The organism is Bacillus sp. FSL K6-1560 (assembly GCF_038592935.1).
Classification (GTDB): Bacteria; Bacillota; Bacilli; order Bacillales; family Bacillaceae; genus Bacillus; species Bacillus subtilis.
Window position 1 is genome coordinate 2,491,271 of record NZ_CP151946.1, and the last position, 23,935, is coordinate 2,515,205.

The following is a 23,935-nucleotide window of genomic DNA, read 5'->3' on the forward strand; positions in this document are numbered from 1 at the left end:
CTCTTTGCCTCGGTAATCGTTAGCATTTCCAATAAAACTATACCATAACCATATTTTTATTGCAAATGGATATACGCTTACCTTCATACCTAAGCAAGTGACAGAAACTCTAATATTACGATGGCACTTTTTGCGCTTATGTATGCATAGAAGCAGAATTTCTGAGAAATTCTGCTTTCCATATTAGAACAGTGACAATTGGTTTTGATCAGGCAGTGATTCCAGACAGCCGTGGCGATCTAAGTACTCTAAAATCGTTTTTGATACTTTCCCTCTCTTTTGCAAATCTTCTTTTGAGAGGAATTCGCCTTCTTCGCGAGCTTTTACAATGTTCAAAGCAGCGTTCGTCCCTAACCCTGGAATAGAGTTAAACGGCGGAATAAGACTGTTGCCGTCAATAATAAACTCTGTAGCGCTAGAGCGATATAAATCGACTTTTTGGAATGAATAGCCTCTCTCACACATCTCAAGCGCTAATTCTAAAACAGTCAGAAGGTTCTTTTCCTTCGGTGAAGCATCAAGTCCTTTAGCGTTTATATCCTCCATTACCGCTCTGATTGCTGTAGAGCCCTTGATCATTGTATCGATATCAAAGTCATCTGCACGAACGGTAAAATAAGCCGCATAATACAAAAGAGCATGATGCACTTTAAAGTAAGCAATGCGGACTGCCATTAAGACATATGCCGCGGCGTGGGCTTTCGGGAACATGTATTTAATCTTTTTACAAGAATCAATATACCAGTCTGGGACATTGTTATTTTTCATTTCTTCTTCCCATTCAGGCGTTAATCCTTTTCCTTTACGCACGAATTCCATGATTTTAAAGGCAAGGGACGGCTCAAGGCCTTGATAGATTAAATAAACCATAATGTCATCACGGCAGCCGATAACCTCACTCAGCTCACAAATATTATTGTGGATGAGCTCCTGTGCATTGCCAAGCCATACATCAGTTCCGTGAGACAAGCCTGAAATCTGAACGAGCTCAGAAAAAGTGGTCGGCTTTGTATCTTCAAGCATCTGCCGGACAAATCGGGTTCCGAATTCAGGAATTCCAAGAGTGCCCGTTTTACAGCCAATCTGTTCTTCAGTCACACCGAGTGATTCGGTTCCCTGGAAGATCTTCATCACTTCAGGATCATCCGTCGGAATTGTTTTCGGATCTATTCCGCTTAAGTCTTGAAGCATCCGAATAACAGTCGGGTCATCGTGTCCAAGAATATCAAGTTTTAACAGATTGTCATGGATGGAGTGGAAGTCAAAATGAGTCGTTTTCCACTCTGAACCTGTGGCATCTGCCGGGAACTGGATCGGTGAAAAATCATAAATATCCATATAATCCGGAACTACGATAATACCGCCAGGGTGTTGTCCAGTTGTACGTTTTACACCTGTGCATCCCTGTACGAGCCGATCTATTTCGGCACCGCGCATATGAAGATTGTTGTCTCCGGCATAGCCTTTTACATAACCGTAGGCTGTTTTTTCTGCCACCGTGCCTATTGTTCCCGCACGATATACATTGTCTTCTCCGAACAATACTTTTGTGTAATTGTGTGCTTGCGGCTGATATTCCCCTGAGAAGTTCAAATCGATATCAGGTACTTTGTCCCCTTTAAATCCTAAGAACGTTTCAAATGGAATATCATGGCCGTCTTTTTTCAAAGGCGTTCCGCAATGAGGACATGTCTTGTCAGGCAGGTCAAAACCAGAACCGACAGAACCGTCATTAAAGAACTCAGAATGCTGACACTCAGGACAAACATAGTGCGGCGGCAGCGGGTTTACCTCAGTAATCTCAGTAAGTGTCGCAACTAATGAAGATCCTACGGAACCACGGGAACCAACGAGATACCCGTCATCTAGTGAACGTTTTACAAGTTTGTGAGAGATCAAGTAAATAACAGCAAATCCGTGGCCAATAATACTCTTTAACTCTTTTTCAATCCGCGCTTCGACAATTTCAGGCAGCTCTTCTCCGTAAATGCTTCTTGCACGCTGATAGCTCATTTCTCTGATCTCTTCATCAGCGCCTTCGATTTTCGGCGTATATAAATCATCTTTAATCGGCTTGATGTCATCAACTAAAGAAGCAACCTTTTGGGTATTGGTGACTACGATCTCCTTCGCTTTTTCTTCACCTAAGAAAGAAAAAGCTTCAAGCATTTCGTCTGTCGTTCTGAAATGCACTTTCGGCAGTTCATGCCTATTCAGCGGATTTGCCCCGCCTTGTGAGGATATTAAAATCTTTCTGTAGATTTTATCCTCATCATTCAAGTAATGAACATTTCCCGTAGCAACAACCGGTTTATTAAGCTTTTCCCCCAGCTTCGTGATATTCGCAATAATTTCTTTCAGCGCTTTTTCATCACGGACCAGTTCAAGCTCCAGCAAGTGACGATACACTTCAGGCGGCTGAACCTCAAGGTAATCATAGAATGACGCGATATCTTCCACCTCTTCAGGCGATTTTTGCATCATTCCCTCAAAAACCTCTCCCCTGTCACAGGCAGAACCGATCAGCAGCCCTTCCCTGTATTTCTCAAGCTGAGATCTCGGAATACGCGGCACTCTGTAAAAATAATGAATATGAGAAAGTGACACAAGCTTAAATAAATTTTTAAGTCCCGTGCTGTTCACGGCAAGTAATGTTGCGTGATACGGTCTTGATCTTTGATAAGCATTGGACTGACCCATATTTTCATTCAACTCATCATGGTACTGAATACCTTTTTCAGCTGCGTCTTTCAGCATTTTCAGAAGCAAATAAGCGGTTGCCTCAGTATCATAGATCGCACGGTGATGCTGTGTGAGTTCGATATCAAACTTTTTACAAAGTGTGTTCAGCCGGTGGTTCTTAAATTCCGGATAGAGAAAACGTCCTAGTTCTAGCGTGTCAATGACTGGGTTTTTAGCTTTATCGACTTCAAGAAGCTTTTTATAGGCTACATTTAAGAATCCCATATCAAAGCTTGCATTATGAGCGACAAGGATATCATCGCCAATCCATTCTCTGAAATCTCTTATTACATCTACGACATCCGGAGCGTCTTGTAGCATATCATCAGTGATCCCTGTCAGCTCTATGATTGTGGCGGAAAGCGGACGATGCGGGTTCGCAAACGCCTCAAATTTATCAATAATTTCTCCGCCTTTTACTTTTACTGCAGCCAGCTCAATAATGGTATCGTATACAGCAGACAATCCTGTCGTCTCAACGTCAAAAACAACATAAGTTTCTTCTTCGAGCAGACGATGTGCGGCATTATAAGCAATTGGCACGCCATCATCCACGAGATTCGCTTCCATCCCGTAAATCATTTTAATTCCATGCTTTTTGGCCGCAGAATACGCATCAGGGAAGGATTGAACGACAGCATGGTCAGTCAAAGCGATGGCCTCATGCCCCCATTTTTTCGCCTGTTCGACAAGCTTTCCGATACCCGTAACAGCATCCATTTGGCTCATTGGGGAATGAAGATGCAATTCCACTCTTTTTTCTCCTTCAGGTGCTGAATCTTCACGGGTTTTTGCTTTTATTTCGTTTACGTCATTTGCGATCATGACAAGGTCTCTGACAAATGTATCATTTTGAATGCTTCCGCGTGCTTTTACCCACATTCCTTTTTTCAGAGACTTCATCAGTGCCGCATCTTCTTTTTCACGTGCAAACATTTTGATCAAAATACTATTTGTATAGTCTGTAATTTTGAAGATACACAGCGTGCGCCCGCTCTTCAGCTCGCGCGTCTCCACATCAAACACATAACCTTGGACCGTAATTCTTCGTTCTTCGTCCATGATGCTGTCAAGTGTCCGGATTTCCTCGTTATCTTTAATTTGATAACCGATAACAAGAGGACCAGATGGTGCTTGGTCTTCATCACTTTCTTTATCTTTCTTCTCCATTTCAATCAAGGCCTGCATAGCCCGCTCTTGGTCTTCCGCAAGCTTTTGCTCCCGAAACTTTTGAACTTCCTGCTCGGATACAAATATTTCAGCATCAAGCTGAAGATCCGGAAAGCCAAATTGACGGTAGCCTGCTTGTATCATGGAACTGTATTTGTTCTTTAGCGCAGCCGCTTCTGTATCTGTTTTGGTTTTGACAATCAGTTTATTGCCCTTCAGCTTCGGTTTTTGCTGGTTTAAAAGACTGATGATCGGCGGCGAAATGCCCTGCAGTTCTTCAATGCAGCGTGACCAGTAGTCTTGAACGATACTTTCACTGACCTCGGCATCCTGAACTTCAATTGAAGATGTCACTTTTGCTATGTGGGCAAACGATTGCGTCAGCCTCATTGTTAATGTGTCATATATTTGAAAAGGCAGCAAAGATTTAAATTGAAAATGAAAATGCCAAGATTTAGAAGCTTTGTGAATTGTCAGCTTTTTAATCTCGCCATGTTCAAAGTATGTCATGAAGGTATCATCTGTCATATTAATCTGCTGCAGAAGAATTTGAAACTGCCTTCTGTTTACTGATAACTGTTCCATTAAGACAGTATCCCTCCCTAAAAACATCATAAGTGAAGGTACCTCAGGCAATGAGGTACCTTCTATTATTTCTATTTTAACATGTTTTTTGATAAATCGTTATGGTGATTACTGCTTGCTGATAAACGCAGATAATTCGTCTACTGAAATCTCAGTTGACTCACCAGTTTGACGAATTTTCACTTCGACGATTCCTTCGTCAGCCCGTTTTCCGACAGTGATGCGGATTGGAAGGCCGATTAGATCTGAATCAGCGAATTTTACACCGGCACGCTCAGCACGGTCGTCATAGAGCACTTCATAGCCTTCCGCTTTTAAATCGGCATACAGCTTTTCAGCAAGCTCTCTTTGCCCATCGTTTTTCATGTTCAATGCAAGAATATGAAGATCGTACGGGGCAACGCTTTTTGGCCATATTAATCCTTTTTCATCGTGATGCTGTTCAGCAATAGCAGAAAGCGTTCTTGACACACCGATTCCGTAACAGCCCATCAGCATTGGCTGCGCGCGTCCGTTTTCATCTAAATATGTCGCATTCATCGCTTCTGAATAGCGTGTTCCGAGCTTAAAGACTTGTCCGACTTCGATTCCCTCAGCAAAACGGATCGTTCCCTTGCCGTCTGGTGAAGGATCACCTTCTTTAATAAAACGAAGATCAGCAAATTCTTTAATTTGCGCGTCACGATTCACATTGACATTTTTATAATGATGATCTCCTTCATTTGCCCCGGCAACAGCATTAACCATTGCTTTCACAGCTTGATCGGCATATACTTCCACATCCTGATGAATACCGACAGGGCCTACAAAGCCTGGCTCTGTTCCGAGCTGCTGAATGACCTCTTCATGTGTGGCAAGCTCTACAACTTCTGCATGAAGCAAGTTTTTCACTTTAATATCGTTAACTTCATGATCCCCTCTTACAAGCACTAAGACAAAACGGTCATCAGCTTTAAACAATACTGACTTAATGCACGCTTCAGCCGAAACCTGCAAGAACGCAGTCAGTTCTTCGATTGTTTTCACGTTAGGCGTATGAACCTTCTCTAGAGCTTTAGGCTCTTCATCTGAAGGAACTTCCTGGTGAAGAACTTCAGCCATCTCGATATTAGCCGCGTACTGTGATTCATCAGAATACGCAATCGTATCCTCTCCGATCGCAGAAAGTGCCATAAATTCGTGCGTATCCTTTCCTCCCATTGCGCCTGAATCAGCGATAACAGGTCTTACATTAATGCCGCAGCGGGCAAAAATATTAGAATAGGCCTCGTACATTTTTTGATACGTTTCATCCAGGCTCTCTGCAGATGCATGGAAAGAGTACGCATCCTTCATAATAAATTCGCGGCCTCTTAACAAACCGAAGCGAGGACGTTTTTCATCTCTGAACTTAGACTGAATTTGATAAAGAGTCAGAGGGAGACGCTTATAAGATTTAACCTCATCGCGAACAAGCGAAGTGATAACCTCTTCATGCGTTGCCCCTAAAGCAAATTCACGGCCATGACGGTCTTTTAGTCTCATCAGTTCGGGACCATACGTATACCATCTGCCTGATTCCTGCCATGTCTCTGCCTGCTGCAACGCAGGCATGAGCATTTCTACGGCATCAATTTTCTCCATTTCTTCTCGAACAATCTGCTGAATGTTTTGAATCACCTTATACGCAAGAGGCATATAGCTGTATACCCCGCTCGTATTCTGTCTGATAAATCCTGCTCTCAGAAGAAGCTGATGACTTTTTGCTTCGGCATCAGCTGGAACTTCACGGAGCGTAGGAATAAGCGTCAAGCTTTGTCTCATTTCTTCGCACCTCTGATTGATTTACTTTTCGTTTACAAAAACAGCCGCTGGATATCGTTCCATGTGACAACCAGCATAAGAAGCATTAAGAAAGCTACTCCGATAAACACAACAAATGCTTCTTTTTCCCTGTTAATCGGTTTGCCCCGAATCGCTTCAATAAATAGAAACAACAGTCTTCCTCCGTCAAGTGCCGGAATCGGAAGCAGGTTGACAATCCCAAGATTAATGCTTAAAAACGCCGCAAACTGAAATAAGTTCACGATCCCTGTTTTCGCCACTTGGTCTGTCATGTCATATATGCCGACAGGACCTGACAGCATATCGAGTTTAAATTGGCCTGTTACTAATTTGCTCAGATTGGTTAAAATGGCTTTGGTGACATCAACTGTTGATGTCGCGCCGTAAGCAACCGCTGAGAGTACGCCTTTTTCAGTCGGCGCATAGGAACCGAAACGTCCGATTGTTTTTTTGTTCTCATCTTTAACAGCTTCCGGAGTCACCGAAATATGAAGCGTTTTGTTATCTCTTTTTACTGCAACGTCCATTTCTTTCTCCGGGTTTTCTTTTACAGCGGAGACAATGTCAGTCCAAGACCTCATTTTCTCTCCGTTAATGCTTTGGATATAATCCCCTTCTTTTAGCCCTGCTTCAGCTGCCCGTCCATTGTCTGTCAGCTGCCCGAGCATAGGTTCATTTGACGGTACGCCTTGAATCAGCCCAAGCATCACTAAAATGACGTAAGCTAAAATAAAGTTCATAATCGGCCCTGCAGCAATTGCTTTAATCCGCTGCCACACAGGTTTGGAACCAAATTGGCGATTATACGGCGCAATCTGCACTTCTTCTCCGTCTACAATAAAAAAGGATGTTTCGCTGACAGTAAAGCTGGAAAGTTCGTCCTCTTTCCCCTGTTCATAACCGGTGATCTTCATGTCATGCTCTAGATCCGCTGTTTCCACTTCAATGACTAATGCATCCGGATATTTTTCCTTTTGATTGATGATGACTTTCTCAACTTGATCTTCCTTATTAAACAGAAGCCCGACCGTGTATCCGGGTTTCACCTCAATCATTTCCGGATCTTCGCCGGCCATACGAACAAATCCGCCGACCGGAAGCAGCCTGATCGTATAAACTGTTTCATTTTTTTTGAAAGAAAAAATCTTTGGACCGAAGCCGATCGCAAATTCACGGCAGAGAATTCCCGCTCTTTGGGCTAGCAATAAATGGCCCAGTTCATGGAAGAAAACGAGCGTTCCGAAAATAATGATAAACGCTATAACTGTATTCACGAACATACCACCTTATGTGAGTATTGAATTGACGTATCCCCGGGTATCTTTGTCCACTTCTTGAATGTCCGCCAGGCTCGGTTTTTTCAGTAATTGATGGCGGGTTAGTGCCTTTTCGATACAGTCTTCAATAGCCAAAAACGGTATCTTGCCAGCTAAAAAGGCAGCGACAGCTACTTCATTTGCCGCATTTAGCACTGTCGGCATTGTTCCTCCTATTTTACCTGATTCAAAAGCAAATTGTAAGCATCGGAACCTGTCAAAATCAGCTTTCTCAAAATGAAGGCTGCCGATTTCCCATAATTCAAGCCTTTTCGCATCTGGTAATGGCAATCGGTCAGGATAAGTGAGCGCATATTGAATGGGGACTCTCATATCCGGAGTTCCGAGCTGTGCGATCACACTTTTATCATGGAACTCAACCATTGAATGGATGATGCTCTCCTTATGTAAAACCACATCAATTTGTTCATAAGGTATATCGAAAAGCCAGTGTGCCTCGATCACCTCTAATCCCTTATTCATCATTGTAGCCGAATCAATTGTAATTTTTGCACCCATTGACCAGTTTGGATGTTTTAATGCATCTTCAACTGTTACTGATTCGAGCTCCTCCCGCGTCTTGTCCCGAAAACTTCCGCCGGATGCCGTAATGATGAGGCGTTCAATGTTTTTAGCCTGTTCGCCTTGAAGAGCTTGAAAAATGGCTGAATGCTCACTGTCAACAGGCAGCAGCGGAACATCATATTTCTTAGCATGTTCTTTTACTATATGCCCTGCAGTGACAAGAGTTTCCTTATTTGCAAGCGCAATTGTTTTTTTCTGTTCAATTGCCTTTAATGTCGGGATAAGACCGACGCTTCCAAGCAAAGCGTTGACAACAATGTCAACCTCCTCCATCACTGCTGCTTCTATCAGTCCTTCTTCTCCCAGCCCGATTTGGCATTCAAAAGAAAAAGACATTTGTTTTAATTTATGATATGTATCCAGATCACCGACAGAGACAAACTTCGGCTGAAAGACCTCAATCATTGGAACGGCCTTATCAATATTTCTGCCAAACGACATAGATACCAGCTGAAATTGGTCTTGATGTGCACGCAGTACATCAAGAGTCTGTTCGCCGATTGATCCTGTTGCTCCTAAAAGACAAATATTTTTCAAAGTTGCCACTACTCCTATTCTTATTGCTGCATGATCAGTCTCATATTCATATTAGACTTTTTTATGAAAAAAGGGCAAGCAGAAAGTACAAGAAAGGCATGACAAACAAGAAACTGTCAAAACGGTCTAATATACCGCCATGCCCGGGAAGGATATTCCCAGAATCCTTTACATCGTAATGTCTTTTCAAGGCGGATTCCACTAAATCTCCCAGTTGTCCAAAAACAGACAAAAACAGCGTGATCAACAGCAGATAGATATACGGAATCGGAAGTTGTGCAACAAGCTGAAAAATCGTCGCCAATACAAGTGCGATGACAATTCCGCCTGCAAACCCTTCAACTGTTTTATTCGGACTGATTTCAGGCCACAGTTTCCGCTTCCCAAGCGATTTACCGACAAAATAGGCACCGGAATCGGTGGACCAAATAACAACACACGCATAAAAAATGTATGTTAATCCGAATTGGTCAAGATTTCTGATTTCGATAAAATAATGAAAACACATTCCGATGTAAATTGCTGCAAGCGTAATAAACCCGACTTCATCAAAAGTAAAGGTGTTCTTGACCAACACTGTGTAAGTCAGCAATAGCAGTACCGCAAATAAAGCGATTTCCATTTTGGAAATTCCGTCCGCTTCAAAAAACGAATACTGGCTTGGCAATAAGAACATCCACAATAATAAAAGACCGATCAAACCCGGCAGTGAAACCAGCTTCAGCTTTTTCATCCGTAAAAGTTCAAAAAGCGCCACACTGCCCATAGCATAAATTAATATGGTGAACGGCAATTTCCCGACAATAACCAAAAATAAAAATACAATTGCTGCCAGAACACCTGTCAAAATTCTTTGTTTCATGTCCACCATCCTCTAAATTCCGCCAAACCTCCGGCCTCTCTGCTGAAACTCTCCTAACGCCTGCAAGAAGTGATCTTCTTTAAAGTCAGGCCACAAGACGTCAGTAAAGACAAATTCACTGTAGGCAACCTGCCATAGCATAAAATTACTCAGCCTTATCTCGCCGCTCGTTCGAATTAAAAGTTCAGGATCCTGCAAAGATTCAGTCATCAAATAAGTAGAAAAAAGCGATTCATCAATGTCTTCAATATTCAAAGAGCCTTCCTTCACTTTTTCCGCGAGTGATTTTGCAGCACTGACAATTTCAGTACGGCCTCCATAGTTAAGAGCAAAATTAAGGATCATTCCGTCGTTTTGCGCCGTGTCCTGTACAGCTTTTTCAATCGCACGTAATGTGTGCGCGGGCAAAGCCGTTTCATCCCCAATGATCCGAACCTGTACATTTTCCTCAACAAGCTCTGGAAGATACGTATTCAAAAATTCTTCCGGTAGCTTCATTAAAAAATCGACTTCCATTTTCGGTCTTTTCCAGTTTTCTGTTGAAAATGCATACAATGTCAGTACTTTGACACCTAATTCGTTTGCGAGCTTCGTGGTCCTTTTTACCACCTTCATCCCTTCATGGTGGCCTGCAATTCTGGGAAGAGAGCGTTTTTTAGCCCAACGGCCATTTCCATCCATGATAATGGCGATGTGTTCGGGAATTTCTCCCTTAAGTATGTCTTCTTTTGTATAACGTTCTAAGTTGGAAGCCGCAGTTTGCTGATTCTTCCAATTTTTGAGTATGTTGAGCATGAGATTCCTCCGTCACCCAAAAAGGTTACATTACCTGTTGATAATCAATGTAATCAACAGTATTAACAAAAAAACCCCCTGTAAACATGAGAGGGTCTTTTCACTATTATCTATTGTACATAGTTTTTCATTAAACTTCCATGATTTCTTTTTCTTTGTCTTTTGTGACACTGTCAATTTTTGACACATATTCATCTGTCAGTTTTTGAACGTCTTCAGTGGAAGCACGCAGTTCATCCTCAGTAATGTCTCCGTTTTTCTCAAGTTTTTTGAGATCATCGTTAGCATCACGGCGAACGTTACGAACAGCGACTTTTGCTTCTTCAGCGTATTTTTTTACAACTTTCACTAATTCTTTCCGTCTCTCTTCTGTTAGTGCCGGAATTGCAATTCGAATCATATTGCCGTCACTTGTTGGTGTAAGACCTAAATCAGCTTTTAAAATCGCTTTTTCGATATCGCCAATTGCTGTTTTGTCGTATGGTGTGATAACGAGCATACGAGCTTCAGGCACGTTAATAGAAGACAACTGATTTAAAGGTGTCTGCGCTCCGTAATATTCAACCGTTACTTTATCTAATAATGATGGATTTGCACGGCCTGCGCGTACAGTAGCCAATTCGCGCTGATAAGCAGCAATTGCTTTTTCCATTTTTTCTTTTGTTTGAGTTAATACTTCTTTTGACACGTTATTTCCCCCTCACGATCGTTCCGATTGATTCACCGATAACGGCACGTTTGATATTTCCTTCTTCCATAATAGAAAAGACGATAAGCGGAATGTCATTGTCCATGCATAAAGAGGAAGCTGTTGAATCCATGACTTCCAGGCCGTCTTTAAGAACGTCAAGATAAGAAAGTGATTCATACTTAACAGCTGATTCATCTTTTCTAGGATCAGCATTATACACACCGTCAACGTTATTTTTAGCCATTAAAATAACGTCTGCCTCAATTTCAGCAGCCCGCAGTGCAGCTGTCGTATCAGTTGAGAAATATGGGTTTCCTGTACCCGCAGCGAAAATAACGACACGTTTTTTCTCTAAGTGGCGTATCGCTTTTCTTCTTATGTACGGTTCAGCAACTTGTCTCATTTCAATGGATGTTTGCACTCTGGACTGGATTCCGAGTGTTTCCAAGCTGTCTTGAAGAGCAAGCGAATTCATTACTGTCGCCAGCATTCCCATATAGTCAGCAGTCGCGCGGTCCATGCCCAGATCACTTCCTGTTTTTCCGCGCCATAAGTTGCCGCCGCCTACTACAACAGCCACTTCGACTTCAAGCTCAGCGATTTCCTTCACTTGCTTTGCAATGGATTGAATGACAGTCGGGTTAATTCCATTTCCCTGTTCTCCTGCCAATGCTTCCCCGCTAAGCTTTAATACGATACGTTTGTATTTTGGTTTTTCCATGATAACCTCCAAGTGTAAACATTGCCGTTTTCTATTATGCAAGAGAAAAAAAGGTTTGTAAATATAGTTTTAAAAATAGGGAACACAAAATGTGTCCCCTATACTGCCTGAAAAGACGCGACTTAGCCGCGAAATCTTTTCACCATTATTTTTTCACTTGGTTCATTACTTCTTCAGCAAAGTTTTCTTGACGTTTTTCGATGCCTTCTCCAACTTCATAGCGGACAAAAGTTTGAACAGTAGCGTTTTTCGCTGCAATAACTTGTTTCACTTTTTCATCTGGGTTTTTAACGAACGCTTGGTCTAATAGACAAATTTCTTCGAAGAATTTGTTCAGACGGCCTTCAACCATTTTCGCTACGATGTTTTCAGGTTTGCCTTCTTGGAGGGCTTGCTGAGTTAAGATTTGACGCTCATGATTTGTTTCTTCTTCAGATACTTGATCACGAGAAATGTAACGAGGGTTAACTGCAGCAACGTGCATTGCGATATCTTTCGCAGTTTCTTCATCAGTTGTACCGTTGAGAACAGTTAATACACCGATGCGGCCGCCCATGTGAAGGTACGCACCGAATGCAGAGCTGTCGTCTTTTGTAAGAACTGTAAAGCGGCGAAGAGTGATTTTCTCACCGATTTTAGCAACTGCGCTTGTGATGTACTCTTCAACAGTTGAGCCATTTTCTATTTTTTGGCCCATTGCTTCTTCAACATCAGCTGGCGTGTTTGCAAGAAGGTGGTCAGCTAAAGTGTTAAGAAGCTCTTTAAAACCTTCGTTTTTCGCAACGAAATCAGTTTCAGAGTTTACTTCTAGGATAACGCCTTTGTTGCCGTCAGTTTTAATAAGAGTAGAACCTTCTGCTGCGATACGGTCAGCTTTTTTCGCTGCTTTTGCAATCCCTTTTTCTCTTAAAAGGTCAATTGCTTTGTCCATATCTCCGTCAGTTTCAGTTAACGCTTTTTTACAATCCATCATGCCCGCGCCAGTTTTTTCACGCAGTTCTTTTACTTGCTGTGCAGTAATTGCCATTTGTATTCCTCCTTATATGTTTAAACAAGAGTATGTATATTACACATTTTTCTTGAAAAAAGGTGATAAAAGGCAGTCCCTCTTATCACCTTTTGAATAGGTTACGCAGTTGTTGTTTCTGTTTCTGGTGCAGTTTCTTCAGCAACTTCCGCTTCTTCTTCGCCTTGCTTCGCTTCTAAGATTGCATCTGCCATTTTAGAAGTTAGAAGTTTAACAGCGCGGATAGCGTCATCGTTCGCTGGGATAACAACATCGATTTCATCTGGATCACAGTTAGTATCTACGATACCGATGATAGGGATGTTTAATTTGCGAGCTTCCGCAACAGCGATGCGCTCTTTGCGAGGATCGATGATGAATAATGCATCAGGAAGATCCTTCATATCTTTAATTCCGCCTAGGAATTTTTCAAGACGCTCTAATTCTTTTTTCAATTGAACGACTTCTTTTTTAGGAAGTACATCAAACGTACCGTTTTCTTGCATTTTTTCAATGTCTTTAAGACGTTTAATACGTTTTTGGATTGTTTCGAAGTTTGTTAATGTACCGCCCAACCAGCGTTGGTTGACATAGTACATGCCAGAGCGTTGAGCTTCTTCTTTAACAGAATCTTGAGCTTGTTTTTTTGTTCCGACGAAAAGGATTTTTCCGCCTTCAGCAGCAAGATTTTTAGTGAAGTTGTAAGCTTCCTCTACTTTTTTGACTGTTTTTTGAAGGTCAATGATGTAGATTCCGTTACGCTCCGTGAAAATGTAACGCTTCATTTTTGGGTTCCAACGGCGTGTTTGGTGACCGAAGTGAACACCAGCTTCAAGCAATTGCTTCATAGAAATGACTGACATGTTATTTCCTCCTAATATAATGGTTTTTTTCCTCCGCTTAGGTCATTTTTGTGCAGAACTGCCGCCTGCAGCACCCTCTGCATAAATCGTTAAGCGTGTGTATTTAACACCAAGACATAATATAACACAGCTTTATCCGACAATCAAGAATCCTTTACACCTTTGGAGCGAAATTTTAAAAATAGCTCGATTTCTGTCTTTCCGCTCTTCATTTTCTGGGCAATTTGACTTGCCGAATATCCCTGTTCATATAATTCTATGACCTGGTCTTCAAATGATTGGACCTCACTGTTTACAATCTCTTCCCGACGGTCAACCTCTGTAATCAGACCTTCAATATGTTCAGGAAGATTCTCTGCCTCTTGGACTGGATCCCGCTCTTGATATGTTTCAGAGGTCTGAATGCCTGGCTTTTGGGATTCTTCATCTGATTGACTTGCAGATGAAGCTTTATTTTCTATCAGTTTCTCATTTTCTTCTTTTAATTCAAGCAGAAATGCCGCCAAGGTGTTTTCCGTCTCTTCAAGTATCTGTTTTTGCTGTTTTTCTGTTTCTTTCACTGCAGCGAGCCTCGTATACAGGATAATGACAGCGTACAGAAGAACGCCGTGGAGCGTAAAGCTTAAAAGCCATAATAGTGTTGACATGTTTTTCACTCGCTAACCATGAAATTCATTATTGTATCACTTTTTCCAGCAGATTCTTTAATTTAAATAATGCCTTTGAATGGATCTGAGATATGCGGGACGTAGAAAGATTTAATACTTGTCCGATTTCTGTCAGTGTCAACTCCTCTTTGTAGAACAAACTGACAACCAGCTGTTCTTTTTCAGAGAGTTCGTGAATTTTTTCCGCAAGCTGTGCAACCAGTTCATCCTTCATAATCTTTTCTTCAGGCGGAACATTTTTGTCATCTCTGATCATGACTTGAATGTTTTCCCCGTCATCTTGATCATGGAGCTTTTCATCAATTGACAGCAGATTTGCAAAAAAACCTTCATTCATTGTTGACACGACATCCTGTACCGTCATTCCGAGTTCCTCTGCAATTTCCGCGGGCGATACATTGCGAAGATACCGCTGTTCAAGCTTTTCAATTGCTGCTTCAACCTTTTTTGTTTTTTCGCGCGAGGTTCTGGGCAGCCAATCTTCTTTGCGAAGCCCGTCTATGATTGCGCCGCGAATTCTAAACGAGGCGTAGGTATCAAATTTTAAGTCCCGGCTGGGGTCAAATTTTTCAAGGGCATCATATAAACCAAGCATACCAAGGCTCATAAGATCGTCTTTATGCACTGATTTCGGCAGTCCGACAGAAATTCTGCCTACATGATATGTGACAAGCGGCATGTAACGGCGCATTAAGTCGTCACCGGCTTTAGGATCTTTCCACTCTTTCCAGCGCGTCCAAAGCACCTGATCTTCATAATTCAAGGATTGCATTGTTATCCCCCTAATACCTTAATTAAATCGTTTTTTCACCTTGTTTAACAGTTCGAATATGCAGCATGCAGGACTTCGGTTCAAATTCTATCGTCCGGCCGCTTGAGCCGCCCGTATCTTCACTAATAATAGGAATATTAAATAAAGACAGCTGTTCTTTTATCGCTAATACATTTCTCGGTCCGATCTTCATCAAATCATTAGTCGATTTAAATTTAAACATCTCTGATCCGCCGGCCAGCTTTGCTTTTAATGCAAATTTCCGGCATCCCGCTTCTATCAGCATATCAATCGTGGTCTGTACGGCGGTGTCAGCGTACTTAGCCCGGTTGAGCTCGGCAGTTTTCGATAACGTCGAATCCGGAAGCATGACATGAACAAGACCCGCCGTTTGCTTTTCTTTATCATAAAGCACCAGCCCCACACATGAGCCCAAACCAGAGGTCCGGATGGTATCCGGGAAGCGGGCGATCTTCACGTCAGCAATCCCAACCTTTATAACAACAGCCTCAGTTGTACTCATAATGATGCACCTAAGGCGACAAAGAGCTTTTCAAATGAATCATAGTCCGGCAGCATAAACATATGCGCTTTCAGCTCCTGCTGATGGCTTTGGTCAAAAATTGACGTGTCGACAACAATGGCGTGTTCTCCAACCTGACTGAGCTCCATCAGCCCTTCGCTGATCACTGCTCCGAACATGTCCAAAGAGACTTCAGGAACACTTGGATAGAGCTGGAGTTTCGTCAAATCCGCCAAAGCTGTTAAATATGACCCCGCTAAAATATTGCCCAGTTCATGCAAAGCGGATGAGCTCATGTGGTCTTCACCTAAGTCCTCTATGTCAAAATCGGGGTTTCCAATCAGCTCTCTGATAAACTGCTCCGCCTGAAAAAAAGGCATTATAAAGAACATTGAACCCGTTAAATCGCCTTCCATTCTTAAAAAGATGCTGGCAACCGGGACATCGGCGCCGCCGAAAAAATCAACAAGCTCATCAAAAGACAGCAGCTTTGCAAATGGGACTTCCATATCTATCTTTCTATTTAACAGCTGGGCCATTGCAGAGGCGGAGTGGCCGGCGCCTATATTGCCGACTTCCCGCAAAATGTCCATCTGCTCTTCTTTGATTCCATTAAAAATACTCATGTCATAACCCCTTTAAGATTAAGCTTGATCGGGCACAGCGGACTGAGATGATTCTTTATCCAAAACCGCGTTCGCATCAATAATATTTAAGAGTCTGTTCTCTTGTTTCACAATCTGTTCGATCGACACATCCGTATCTTTCTGAACGCCTTCTGGAGCAGATTCTATTTCACTTTCGTGTACGGTAATCACATCGTTCGCTTCATCCACAATCCAGCCGACTTCAATATCACGATAAGCAATAATGATAATTCGTGTTTCATCGGTAATTTCATACTCTGGCAAATTCAGGCGTTTTCTTAAATCAATAACCGGAGTCACCACCCCGCGTAAATTGATTACCCCGCAAATATATGGTTCGACGCCAGGTACCCTCGTTGGCTTTTGCCATTTTTCAATTGATTTCACCTGAGTGACGGAAATGGCATATTCTTTGCCATTTACCATAAAGACTATCATTTTTTCGCCTGTTTTAATTTCTGCAGTCATGTGAGACACCTCCTCGAATGGTTAAATAATCAGTGCATTACAATCAATAATGAGCGCTACTTCTCCGTCTCCTAAAATAGTAGCTCCGGAAATTGCAAAGACGTTTGTTAAATAATCTCCGAGTGATTTCAGCACAACTTCCTGCTGGCCAATAAAGGAGTCCACCACAAATGCAGTAGGTTTGTCGCCTTTTTTCACGACAATGATATGGAGCTGTTCCGCATCTTTTCTTGTATCTTCTATTTTAAACTCTTCTTTTAAATAAACGACAGGGACAATATGCCCTCTAAAGTCAATCACTTCACGGTCATGCGTTTGCAAAATGTCTTTTCTGTCAATAACTGCTGTCTCAATGATTGAAGAAATCGGAATGGCAAATGTCTCTTCTTCCAACTTAATCAGCAGAACTGAAATAATAGACAAGGTAAGCGGCAGCTGGATGCTGAATAGAGAGCCTTGACCCTCGGCTGATTTCACACTGACTGAACCGCCAAGAGACTCCAGTTTGTTTTTTACAACGTCAAGTCCTACACCGCGGCCGGAAATATCAGAAATTTGGTCAGCAGTTGAGAACCCCGGAGCAAAAATCAATTCGTAAATTTGGTTGTCTTCTAAGGTTTCAGCTTCTTTTTCCATTATGACCCCGCGCTCAAGCGCTTTTTCCAGAATTTTTTTGCGATTAAGGCCTGCGCCGTCATCCTCTACTTCGATAAAGACATGGTTGCCGCTGTGATAAGCTTTAAGCACAACTTTTCCTGATTCCGGTTTTCCCTTTTGCAAACGTGTTTCCGGCGCCTCGATACCATGGTCAATACTGTTTCTGATCAAGTGAACGAGTGGATCTCCGATTTCATCAATTACTGTACGATCCAGTTCAGTTTCCGCACCGATGATCGAGAGTTCAATTTTTTTATTCAGCTCTTTCTGAAGCTGGCGAATCATTCTCGGGAATCTGTTAAAAACAGTTTCAACCGGGACCATTCTCATATTCAGAATAATCGATTGCAAATCTCCGGAAATTCTCGTCATTCGTTCAACCGTTTCAGTCAGTTCATTGTGCTCAAGCTCTTTCGCAATCTGCTCGAGACGCCCGCGGTCAATGACAAGCTCTTCAAATAAGTTCATTAAAGAATCAAGCCTGTCAATGTTGACACGAATTGTTTTAGATCCGCCGGCTGAATGCTTCGCCTGTTCATCGTTTTTAGCAGGCTGTTTTTGTTTCTCCTGCTTCGCAGGTACAGCTGCTGCTGGTGAATCTTCTTGCTTAGATTCTTCAGGCTTTTCAGCTGATGTTAAAGGAGCCCCTTGAATGACTTCAACATGCTCAATTTCCGACACGCCATTGATTAATTGTTCAATGTCTTCCGCTGATTGATGTGTTAAGAAACAAACTTGAAAGTCAGTTCCAAAATCTTCTGTTTCAAGCACTTCAGCACTTGGAATTGTTTTGGCTACTTCTCCGACTTCATTTAGTTTTTCAAACACCATATAGACACGAACTGCTTTTAACATACAGTTTTCGTTCAGAGAAATCTTGATTTCATATCGTTTGAAGCCTTGCTCCTCCGCTTCTTGTATAACTGTGCGTTCAAATTCATCATATTCCCAATCAGATGCTGAACTCTGTGCTTCTGCAGGTTCAGCGGAGGCAGCGGATTCAGCGTGCGCACCATTCACATCAAGCTTGGCACTCACTTCCGAGATATCTCTTTTACCATCCCCGCCATCAATAATAGACTGAACCATTGCTTCCAGGTGATCCAGAGCTTCAAACAAAATATCCAGCCAGTCTGAGGTGACTTCCATGTCTCCGTTTCGGATTGCATCCAGCACGTTTTCAAGCAGATGGGTAAGATGTGCTAAATCCGTGTAGCCCATCGTTGCGCTCATTCCTTTTAATGTATGGGCAGCCCTGAATATATCATGTACGAGCTGAAGATCAGTCGGGTCTTTCTCTAAAAGAAGAAGCTTTTCATTACATGTTTGTAAATGTTCTTTACTCTCATCAATAAAGACATCTAAATACTGATTCATATCCATTTGAATCACACCCTCTCTTTTTTCACACAGCTTGTGATGGATGCTGCGATATCTTCCACATGTTTAATCTCATGAATGAGACCCGCTTTAACAGCAGCTTTTGGCATCCCGTATACGACACAAGATTCTTCAGACTCCGCAATGGCTTTCACATTGCCGGCTGTTAGCATTTCCTTTAGCCCAGCAGTGCCGTCACTGCCCATTCCGGTCATGATAACCGCTACTTTTTCATAATCTGTCAGTTTCCCGACAGAACGGAATAAATAATCAGCAGATGGTTTATGACGGCTTGGTGTGTCATGGTTATCAAGCACAACCTGGAGTCCTTCGCTGTTTTTAATAACGGATATGTTTTTTCCGCCCGGTGCTATGTAAACACAGCCGTTAAGAGCTGCTTCACCATCTTTTGCTTCTTTTACCTGAATGTCAGATAAATGATTCAGCCGATCAGCCAAAGAAGCAGTAAACCCTTCAGGCATGTGCTGAACGACAACCACTGGTGCGTTCAAATCCTTAGGGAGCTTCGGTATCACCTTTTGTAACGCCCGTGGACCGCCTGTTGATGTGCCGATACACACAATTTGTCTGCCCGTGCCAGGTTTCGGTTTGCTTAATTCAGGCTTAACGACAGCACGCACAATAGGTTCGGGCCGAACTGTCTGGGAAACAGGACGTTTCCGCTTGCCGGAAAGTCCTGCCGCGACGACACGCTCAACTAATTGTTCTTTAATTTTGTATAGATCCAGAGATATTGAGCCTGATGGCTTTGTGATAAAGTCAAAGGCACCGATCTCCAAACAATTAATTGTGCATTCTTTACCTTTCTCGGTCTGGCTAGACACCATAATGACCGGCAAGTTATAAATCTCAATAATTTTGCGGAGCGTATCTGTCCCATTCATGACCGGCATTTCCACATCAAGAGTAATAACATCCGGTTTTAATAATTCAATCTTCTTAAGCGCTTCTTCTCCGTTTCTCGCAGTTCCGATTACTTCTATCTGCTTTTCCTCGGTCAGAAAATCACTTATCATTTTTCTCATAAAAGCTGAATCATCAACTACAAGCACACGAATCAAATTAAGCCCTCCTCATTAAAAAAGAAGATAATTTCTCAATAAATGTCTGTTTGTCTTCTTTGTGTCTCGTTTCTTCTCTTTCAAACAAGGCGTCCGCTAAAATACGGACTGACCGGCTGGCTTTTGCCTGAGGGCTTTTTATGAAAAAAGGAACCTGTTCGACAACCGCTTTGCTCACGATCACATCGTCAGAAACGGAACCGGCAAACTGAACCTGAACATCCAAAAACATATGAATTGTACGGGAGAGGCGGGCAAAAGCGTCTAGCCCTTCCTTTTGGTCACGGCACCGATTGACAGCCACCTTCATTGAAAGCTTATTTTCTGTCAAAACCAAGTGCTTGACAGCGCTGTATGCGTCCATAATGGCCGTCGGCTCGGGAGTTGTTATAATCAAAATATCTTCTGCTGATAAAATAAAAGGCAGTTGATCTTTTGATAAGCCCGCTCCCATATCAAACAGCACATAATCGAACTGGCTTAATGCATGAGAAAGTTCATTGGCAAAAAACGTCCATTTTCTCTGATCGAGCTGAAACATCACATCAAGACCGGTTCCCCCTGATATATACCGCAAACCCTTTGGGCCAATGGATAATGACTGGAGCAAAGGCTTACGATCGGTTAAAACATCAATTATCGTGGCAGACGATGAATTTCCTATTAATATATCAATGTTCCCCATCCCGATATCAAGGTCGATGAGCAGCACCTTCCTACCTTTATCCTGCAGCGCAAGTGCCATATTTAAGGTAATATTGGATTTTCCAACACCGCCCTTGCCGCTAATGACAGCAAGTGTCTTCGCTTTTTGTGAATAAACCATCGGCAGAACGCGCTCACGTTTTTCCATTTTCGCCCGTAAAGTTGCTGCTTGGTCATATCTGTTCATCTGCACAGCATCCTCACAAAACCAAGTGGAGATACAGTCTGTATATCCTCAGGCACATTCTGTCCGTTTGTCATAAACCCGACACCTATTTTTGATTCTGCCAGTATATTAAATACAGAACCTAAGGAAGTCGTTTCATCTATTTTCGTAAAAATATACTGATTGACAGGGACGGATGAAAACCGTTTGACAATATGCTTCATATCTTCATATTTTGCAGTCGCGGATAAAACAAGAAATGACTGAATGCTGCTCTCAAAAGGAATCGTTTCTTTCAGTTCATCAATGTATTGCGGGTCCTTGAAGTTTCTTCCGGCTGTATCAACAAACACATGATCATACTCAGAAAATAACTCCTTCGCCTGCTGAAATTCTTCTTTTGTATAGCAAACTTCCAGAGGAGCCTGCAGCAGTTCAGCGTATGTTTTCAACTGTTCAACAGCTGCAATACGATACGTATCTGTTGTAATAAAAGCGATTTTTTTATGTTTTTCAAGCATAGATATGGCTGCGAGTTTAGCCAGTGTAGTTGTTTTACCAGCCCCTGTTGAACCAAAGAGAACGATATATTTTGAATGAATTGGCTCCTGCCACTTGTCTGCTGAGGGCAGCATATCGCATAGTATTTCCTGAAGTTTGCCGACAACATTTTCTTCAGTCAAGCCGCCTGCTTCAACAGAGAAGCGAAGCAATTTTTTCAGAGTGTTCGTTTTCGTAGACTCTTTGATCCCTGTTTCTTGCAAAAGCTTTTCTGCTTTTCGCAGCGGCTCAGGAAGTACAGATTGATATGCTGAAAAATCACCTAGCTCCTGTTGCGCCGGAACTTGAGGGGGATATGTTCTCTCCTCTATTTTCGGACTGCTGACCGGAGTTTTTAATGTTTGTTTCGGTTCAGCTGCCTTCTGAGGCGTTTTTTTCTCAAGAAAGTCCTGATCCAATACGGCGATTACTTCAACAGCAGGCTTGTTGACGAGGCCAAACCATTTTCGCTTTTTAATTTTTTTCGAATTTAATATGACCGCTTCATTACCTAACTCTTTTCTGATGAGAAGTGCCGCTTCTTGCATTGAAGCAGCAGTAAATTTTTTTATTTTCATTAAATATCCACCACTCCAATGCTTTGTACCTCAACATTCGCCTCAAGTTCGTTATAAGAGAGTACCGGAAGATCAGGGAAGTACCGTTCCAGAAGCTGCTTCACATACATTCTGACAGGCGGCGAGCAAAGAAGAATCGCGGTTTCCTGACGTAATGAGAGCTGTTCAGCTTCTTTGGCGACAGAGCGCACTATACTTTCTGAAATATCTGGTTCAAGTGATAAATAGTTCCCGTGTTCCGTCTGCTGCACACCGTCTGCTATTGCTTTTTCTACACGGCCCGAACAAGTAACAACCTTCAACACTTCATTTTCTTTGGCAAACTGGGCTGTAATTTGTTTAGCAAGCGCTTGTCTTGTATACTCTGTCAAAAGATCAGAATCTGTTGTTAATTTCCCATAGTCAGCAAGTGTTTCAAAAATCGTTACTAAGTTTCGAATTGAAACTTTTTCTTTTAAAAGCTTAGCAAGCACTTTCTGAATATCACCGACAGACAATGGATTCGGCGTAACCTCTTCAACCAGGACTGGATACGATTCTTTCAAGTGATCGATCAGCTGTTTTGTCTCCTGCCTTCCGATCAATTCGTGGGCATGCTGCTTAATTTTCTCCGTAATATGCGTTGAAACGACTGATGCAGGATCAACTACTGTATAACCAAGCATGTCGGCTTCATCCTTTACCGCTTCGCTAATCCATTTAGCCGGCAGTCCAAATGAAGGCTCCACTGTTTCAATCCCTTCAATGAGATCGTCCTCAGGAGTAGGCGACATCGCTAAATAATGATCAAGCAACAGCTCGCCTTTTGCTACTTCGTTTCCTTTAATTTTCAATCGGTATTCATTAGGCTGCAACGCTATATTATCTCTGATTCGCACGACAGGAATGACAAGGCCGAGTTCCAAAGCCAACTGACGGCGTATCATAACAATTCGGTCTAATAAATCACCGCCTTGATTGGCATCAGCAAGCGGTATCAGGCCATATCCAAACTCAAATTCTATCGGATCTATATGCAGAAGCTGAACAACACTTTCAGGGCTTTTTAGCTCGTCCACCTCAGCCTCTTCCTCAAGAATCTCATCCACTTCTTCTTTTTCCTTACCTGATTTAGATAGTGTATATGCGCCAAAAGCAAGCAATCCCGCAAGCGGCCCCGTCAGAAGGATGCCGATCGGAGTGAAAATACCTAAAAGCATGATCGTAGCTGCTGCGACGTATAAAAGCTTTGGATACGCAAACAGCTGGCCTGTAATGTCATGCCCTAAGTTTCCTTCAGAGGCAGCTCTTGTGACCACAATACCCGTAGCCGTAGAAATTAACAGTGCCGGGATTTGCGAAACAATTCCATCCCCTACAGTCAGCATCGTAAAGTGTGAAGCAGCCTCTTGAATGGACATGCCCTGCTGAAGCATTCCGATCACGATTCCGAAAATAATATTGATCATCACAATGATGATTCCGGCAATGGCGTCACCTTTCACAAATTTACTGGCACCGTCCATTGCTCCATAAAAGTCTGCTTCTCTTGCCACTTTTTCGCGGCGATGCTTCGCTTCCTGTTCGGTAATCATCCCTGCGTTTAAATCAGCATCAATACTCATCTGCTTCCCCGGCATTGCGTCCAGCGTAAACCTTGCTGCAACCTCGGAAACACGTTCAGCACCTTTTGTAATGACGATAAACTGAATAATAATAAGGATGATAAATACAACGAGTCCAACTAATACATTTCCGCCAACAACGAAATTTCCGAAAGTCTCGACGACTTTCCCTCCTTCACCGTGTGAAAGAATTGAACGGGTAGTTGAGACGTTCAAGCCCAAACGAAATAGGGTCAAAAGCAGCAACAGTGACGGAAAAATCGAAAACTGAAGCGCTTCCTGCATATTCATTGTGGTGAGAAGCACGATCAACGCAAGAGAAATATTAATAATGATCAAAATACTTAACAGCCATGGAGGAAATGGAATCACCAGCATCGCCACAATGAGGACAACACTTATTAAAACGGATAAATCTCTTGTTGACATGCTGTTTTTTCTCTCCTTT

Annotated in this window: 20 protein-coding genes; all 20 read right to left on the reverse strand. The window is 42.4% G+C overall.

From position 1 onward, the window contains the following. Positions 1–183 precede the first annotated feature (183 nt). A complete protein-coding gene (locus NYE22_RS13365; RefSeq protein WP_032725706.1) occupies positions 184–4,497 on the reverse strand; it encodes a PolC-type DNA polymerase III in 4,314 nt (1,437 codons plus the stop codon). 108 nt (positions 4,498–4,605) lie between these two features. Continuing rightward, positions 4,606–6,300 (reverse strand): proline--tRNA ligase, encoded by a 1,695-nt coding sequence (gene proS / locus NYE22_RS13370; protein ID WP_003231918.1) that lies wholly within the window; start codon positions 6,298–6,300, stop codon positions 4,606–4,608. 32 nt (positions 6,301–6,332) lie between these two features. Further along, positions 6,333–7,601, reverse strand: coding sequence for an RIP metalloprotease RseP (rseP, locus tag NYE22_RS13375; protein ID WP_010886508.1), 1,269 nt, complete (start codon positions 7,599–7,601; stop codon positions 6,333–6,335). Between the two features lie 6 nt (positions 7,602–7,607). Further along, the gene (gene dxr, locus NYE22_RS13380) at positions 7,608–8,759 is read right to left on the reverse strand and encodes a 1-deoxy-D-xylulose-5-phosphate reductoisomerase (protein ID WP_003245155.1); all 1,152 of its coding nucleotides are present in this window, start codon (positions 8,757–8,759) and stop codon (positions 7,608–7,610) included. Positions 8,760–8,820: 61 nt separating this feature from the next. After that, entirely contained in the window at positions 8,821–9,630 is an 810-nt protein-coding gene (gene cdsA / locus NYE22_RS13385) for a phosphatidate cytidylyltransferase (RefSeq protein WP_080474475.1), read from the reverse strand. A gap of 3 nt (positions 9,631–9,633) precedes the next feature. Then, positions 9,634–10,416, reverse strand: a complete 783-nt coding sequence (locus tag NYE22_RS13390; RefSeq protein WP_003231925.1) for an isoprenyl transferase — start codon at positions 10,414–10,416, stop codon at positions 9,634–9,636. A gap of 130 nt (positions 10,417–10,546) precedes the next feature. Further along, positions 10,547–11,104, reverse strand: coding sequence for a ribosome recycling factor (gene frr / locus NYE22_RS13395; protein ID WP_003231927.1), 558 nt, complete (start codon positions 11,102–11,104; stop codon positions 10,547–10,549). 1 nt (position 11,105) lies between these two features. Beyond that, positions 11,106–11,828, reverse strand: coding sequence for a UMP kinase (gene pyrH, locus NYE22_RS13400; protein WP_003220923.1), 723 nt, complete (start codon positions 11,826–11,828; stop codon positions 11,106–11,108). Between the two features lie 145 nt (positions 11,829–11,973). Beyond that, the gene (gene tsf, locus NYE22_RS13405; RefSeq protein ID WP_342411912.1) at positions 11,974–12,855 is read right to left on the reverse strand and encodes a translation elongation factor Ts; all 882 of its coding nucleotides are present in this window, start codon (positions 12,853–12,855) and stop codon (positions 11,974–11,976) included. A gap of 101 nt (positions 12,856–12,956) precedes the next feature. Next, entirely contained in the window at positions 12,957–13,697 is a 741-nt protein-coding gene (rpsB, locus tag NYE22_RS13410; RefSeq protein ID WP_003220918.1) for a 30S ribosomal protein S2, read from the reverse strand. A 143-nt stretch (positions 13,698–13,840) separates the two neighbouring features. Further along, complete coding sequence (swrB, locus tag NYE22_RS13415) at positions 13,841–14,344, reverse strand: swarming motility protein SwrB (RefSeq protein ID WP_181219169.1); 504 nt, start codon at positions 14,342–14,344, stop codon at positions 13,841–13,843. A 28-nt stretch (positions 14,345–14,372) separates the two neighbouring features. Further along, positions 14,373–15,137 (reverse strand): RNA polymerase sigma-28 factor SigD, encoded by a 765-nt coding sequence (gene sigD, locus NYE22_RS13420; protein WP_032725704.1) that lies wholly within the window; start codon positions 15,135–15,137, stop codon positions 14,373–14,375. Between the two features lie 22 nt (positions 15,138–15,159). After that, the gene (cheD, locus tag NYE22_RS13425) at positions 15,160–15,660 is read right to left on the reverse strand and encodes a chemoreceptor glutamine deamidase CheD (RefSeq protein WP_003244852.1); all 501 of its coding nucleotides are present in this window, start codon (positions 15,658–15,660) and stop codon (positions 15,160–15,162) included. Continuing rightward, positions 15,657–16,286 carry a CheY-P phosphatase CheC gene (gene cheC, locus NYE22_RS13430; RefSeq protein ID WP_003231935.1) on the reverse strand — a complete coding sequence of 210 codons (630 nt, stop codon included), beginning with the start codon at positions 16,284–16,286 and terminating at the stop codon, positions 15,657–15,659. Before cheC ends, cheD begins: the two co-directional genes overlap by 4 nt. An 18-nt stretch (positions 16,287–16,304) precedes the next feature. Beyond that, complete coding sequence (cheW, locus tag NYE22_RS13435) at positions 16,305–16,775, reverse strand: chemotaxis protein CheW (RefSeq protein WP_003231938.1); 471 nt, start codon at positions 16,773–16,775, stop codon at positions 16,305–16,307. Between the two features lie 21 nt (positions 16,776–16,796). Continuing rightward, positions 16,797–18,815 (reverse strand): chemotaxis protein CheA, encoded by a 2,019-nt coding sequence (cheA, locus tag NYE22_RS13440; RefSeq protein ID WP_342411913.1) that lies wholly within the window; start codon positions 18,813–18,815, stop codon positions 16,797–16,799. Positions 18,816–18,820: 5 nt separating this feature from the next. Further along, complete coding sequence (gene cheB, locus NYE22_RS13445) at positions 18,821–19,894, reverse strand: protein-glutamate O-methylesterase CheB (RefSeq protein WP_043857507.1); 1,074 nt, start codon at positions 19,892–19,894, stop codon at positions 18,821–18,823. A 1-nt stretch (position 19,895) separates the two neighbouring features. After that, positions 19,896–20,792, reverse strand: coding sequence for a flagellum location/number ATPase FlhG (gene flhG, locus NYE22_RS13450; protein WP_124048386.1), 897 nt, complete (start codon positions 20,790–20,792; stop codon positions 19,896–19,898). Beyond that, positions 20,783–21,883 (reverse strand): flagellar biosynthesis protein FlhF, encoded by a 1,101-nt coding sequence (flhF, locus tag NYE22_RS13455; RefSeq protein WP_342411914.1) that lies wholly within the window; start codon positions 21,881–21,883, stop codon positions 20,783–20,785. The genes flhG and flhF overlap by 10 nt, the downstream gene beginning before the upstream one ends. After that, entirely contained in the window at positions 21,883–23,916 is a 2,034-nt protein-coding gene (gene flhA, locus NYE22_RS13460) for a flagellar biosynthesis protein FlhA (RefSeq protein WP_003231947.1), read from the reverse strand. Before flhA ends, flhF begins: the two co-directional genes overlap by 1 nt. Positions 23,917–23,935 lie beyond the last annotated feature (19 nt).

Bases quoted from the DNA above. Each gene is read 5' to 3' on its own strand.
- NYE22_RS13365 (WP_032725706.1), bottom strand. From the start codon at position 4,497: ATGGAACAGTTATCAGTAAACAGAAGGCAGTTTCAAATTCTTCTGCAG.
- proS (WP_003231918.1), bottom strand. From the start codon at position 6,300: ATGAGACAAAGCTTGACGCTTATTCCTACGCTCCGTGAAGTTCCAGCT.
- rseP (WP_010886508.1), bottom strand. From the start codon at position 7,601: ATGTTCGTGAATACAGTTATAGCGTTTATCATTATTTTCGGAACGCTC.
- cdsA (WP_080474475.1), bottom strand. From the start codon at position 9,630: ATGGTGGACATGAAACAAAGAATTTTGACAGGTGTTCTGGCAGCAATT.
- NYE22_RS13390 (WP_003231925.1), bottom strand. From the start codon at position 10,416: ATGCTCAACATACTCAAAAATTGGAAGAATCAGCAAACTGCGGCTTCC.
- pyrH (WP_003220923.1), bottom strand. From the start codon at position 11,828: ATGGAAAAACCAAAATACAAACGTATCGTATTAAAGCTTAGCGGGGAA.
- tsf (WP_342411912.1), bottom strand. From the start codon at position 12,855: ATGGCAATTACTGCACAGCAAGTAAAAGAACTGCGTGAAAAAACTGGC.
- rpsB (WP_003220918.1), bottom strand. From the start codon at position 13,697: ATGTCAGTCATTTCTATGAAGCAATTGCTTGAAGCTGGTGTTCACTTC.
- swrB (WP_181219169.1), bottom strand. From the start codon at position 14,344: ATGTCAACACTATTATGGCTTTTAAGCTTTACGCTCCACGGCGTTCTT.
- sigD (WP_032725704.1), bottom strand. From the start codon at position 15,137: ATGCAATCCTTGAATTATGAAGATCAGGTGCTTTGGACGCGCTGGAAA.
- cheD (WP_003244852.1), bottom strand. From the start codon at position 15,660: ATGAGTACAACTGAGGCTGTTGTTATAAAGGTTGGGATTGCTGACGTG.
- cheC (WP_003231935.1), bottom strand. From the start codon at position 16,286: ATGAGTATTTTTAATGGAATCAAAGAAGAGCAGATGGACATTTTGCGG.
- cheW (WP_003231938.1), bottom strand. From the start codon at position 16,775: ATGACTGCAGAAATTAAAACAGGCGAAAAAATGATAGTCTTTATGGTA.
- cheA (WP_342411913.1), bottom strand. From the start codon at position 18,815: ATGGATATGAATCAGTATTTAGATGTCTTTATTGATGAGAGTAAAGAA.
- flhF (WP_342411914.1), bottom strand. From the start codon at position 21,883: ATGAAAATAAAAAAATTTACTGCTGCTTCAATGCAAGAAGCGGCACTT.
- flhA (WP_003231947.1), bottom strand. From the start codon at position 23,916: ATGTCAACAAGAGATTTATCCGTTTTAATAAGTGTTGTCCTCATTGTG.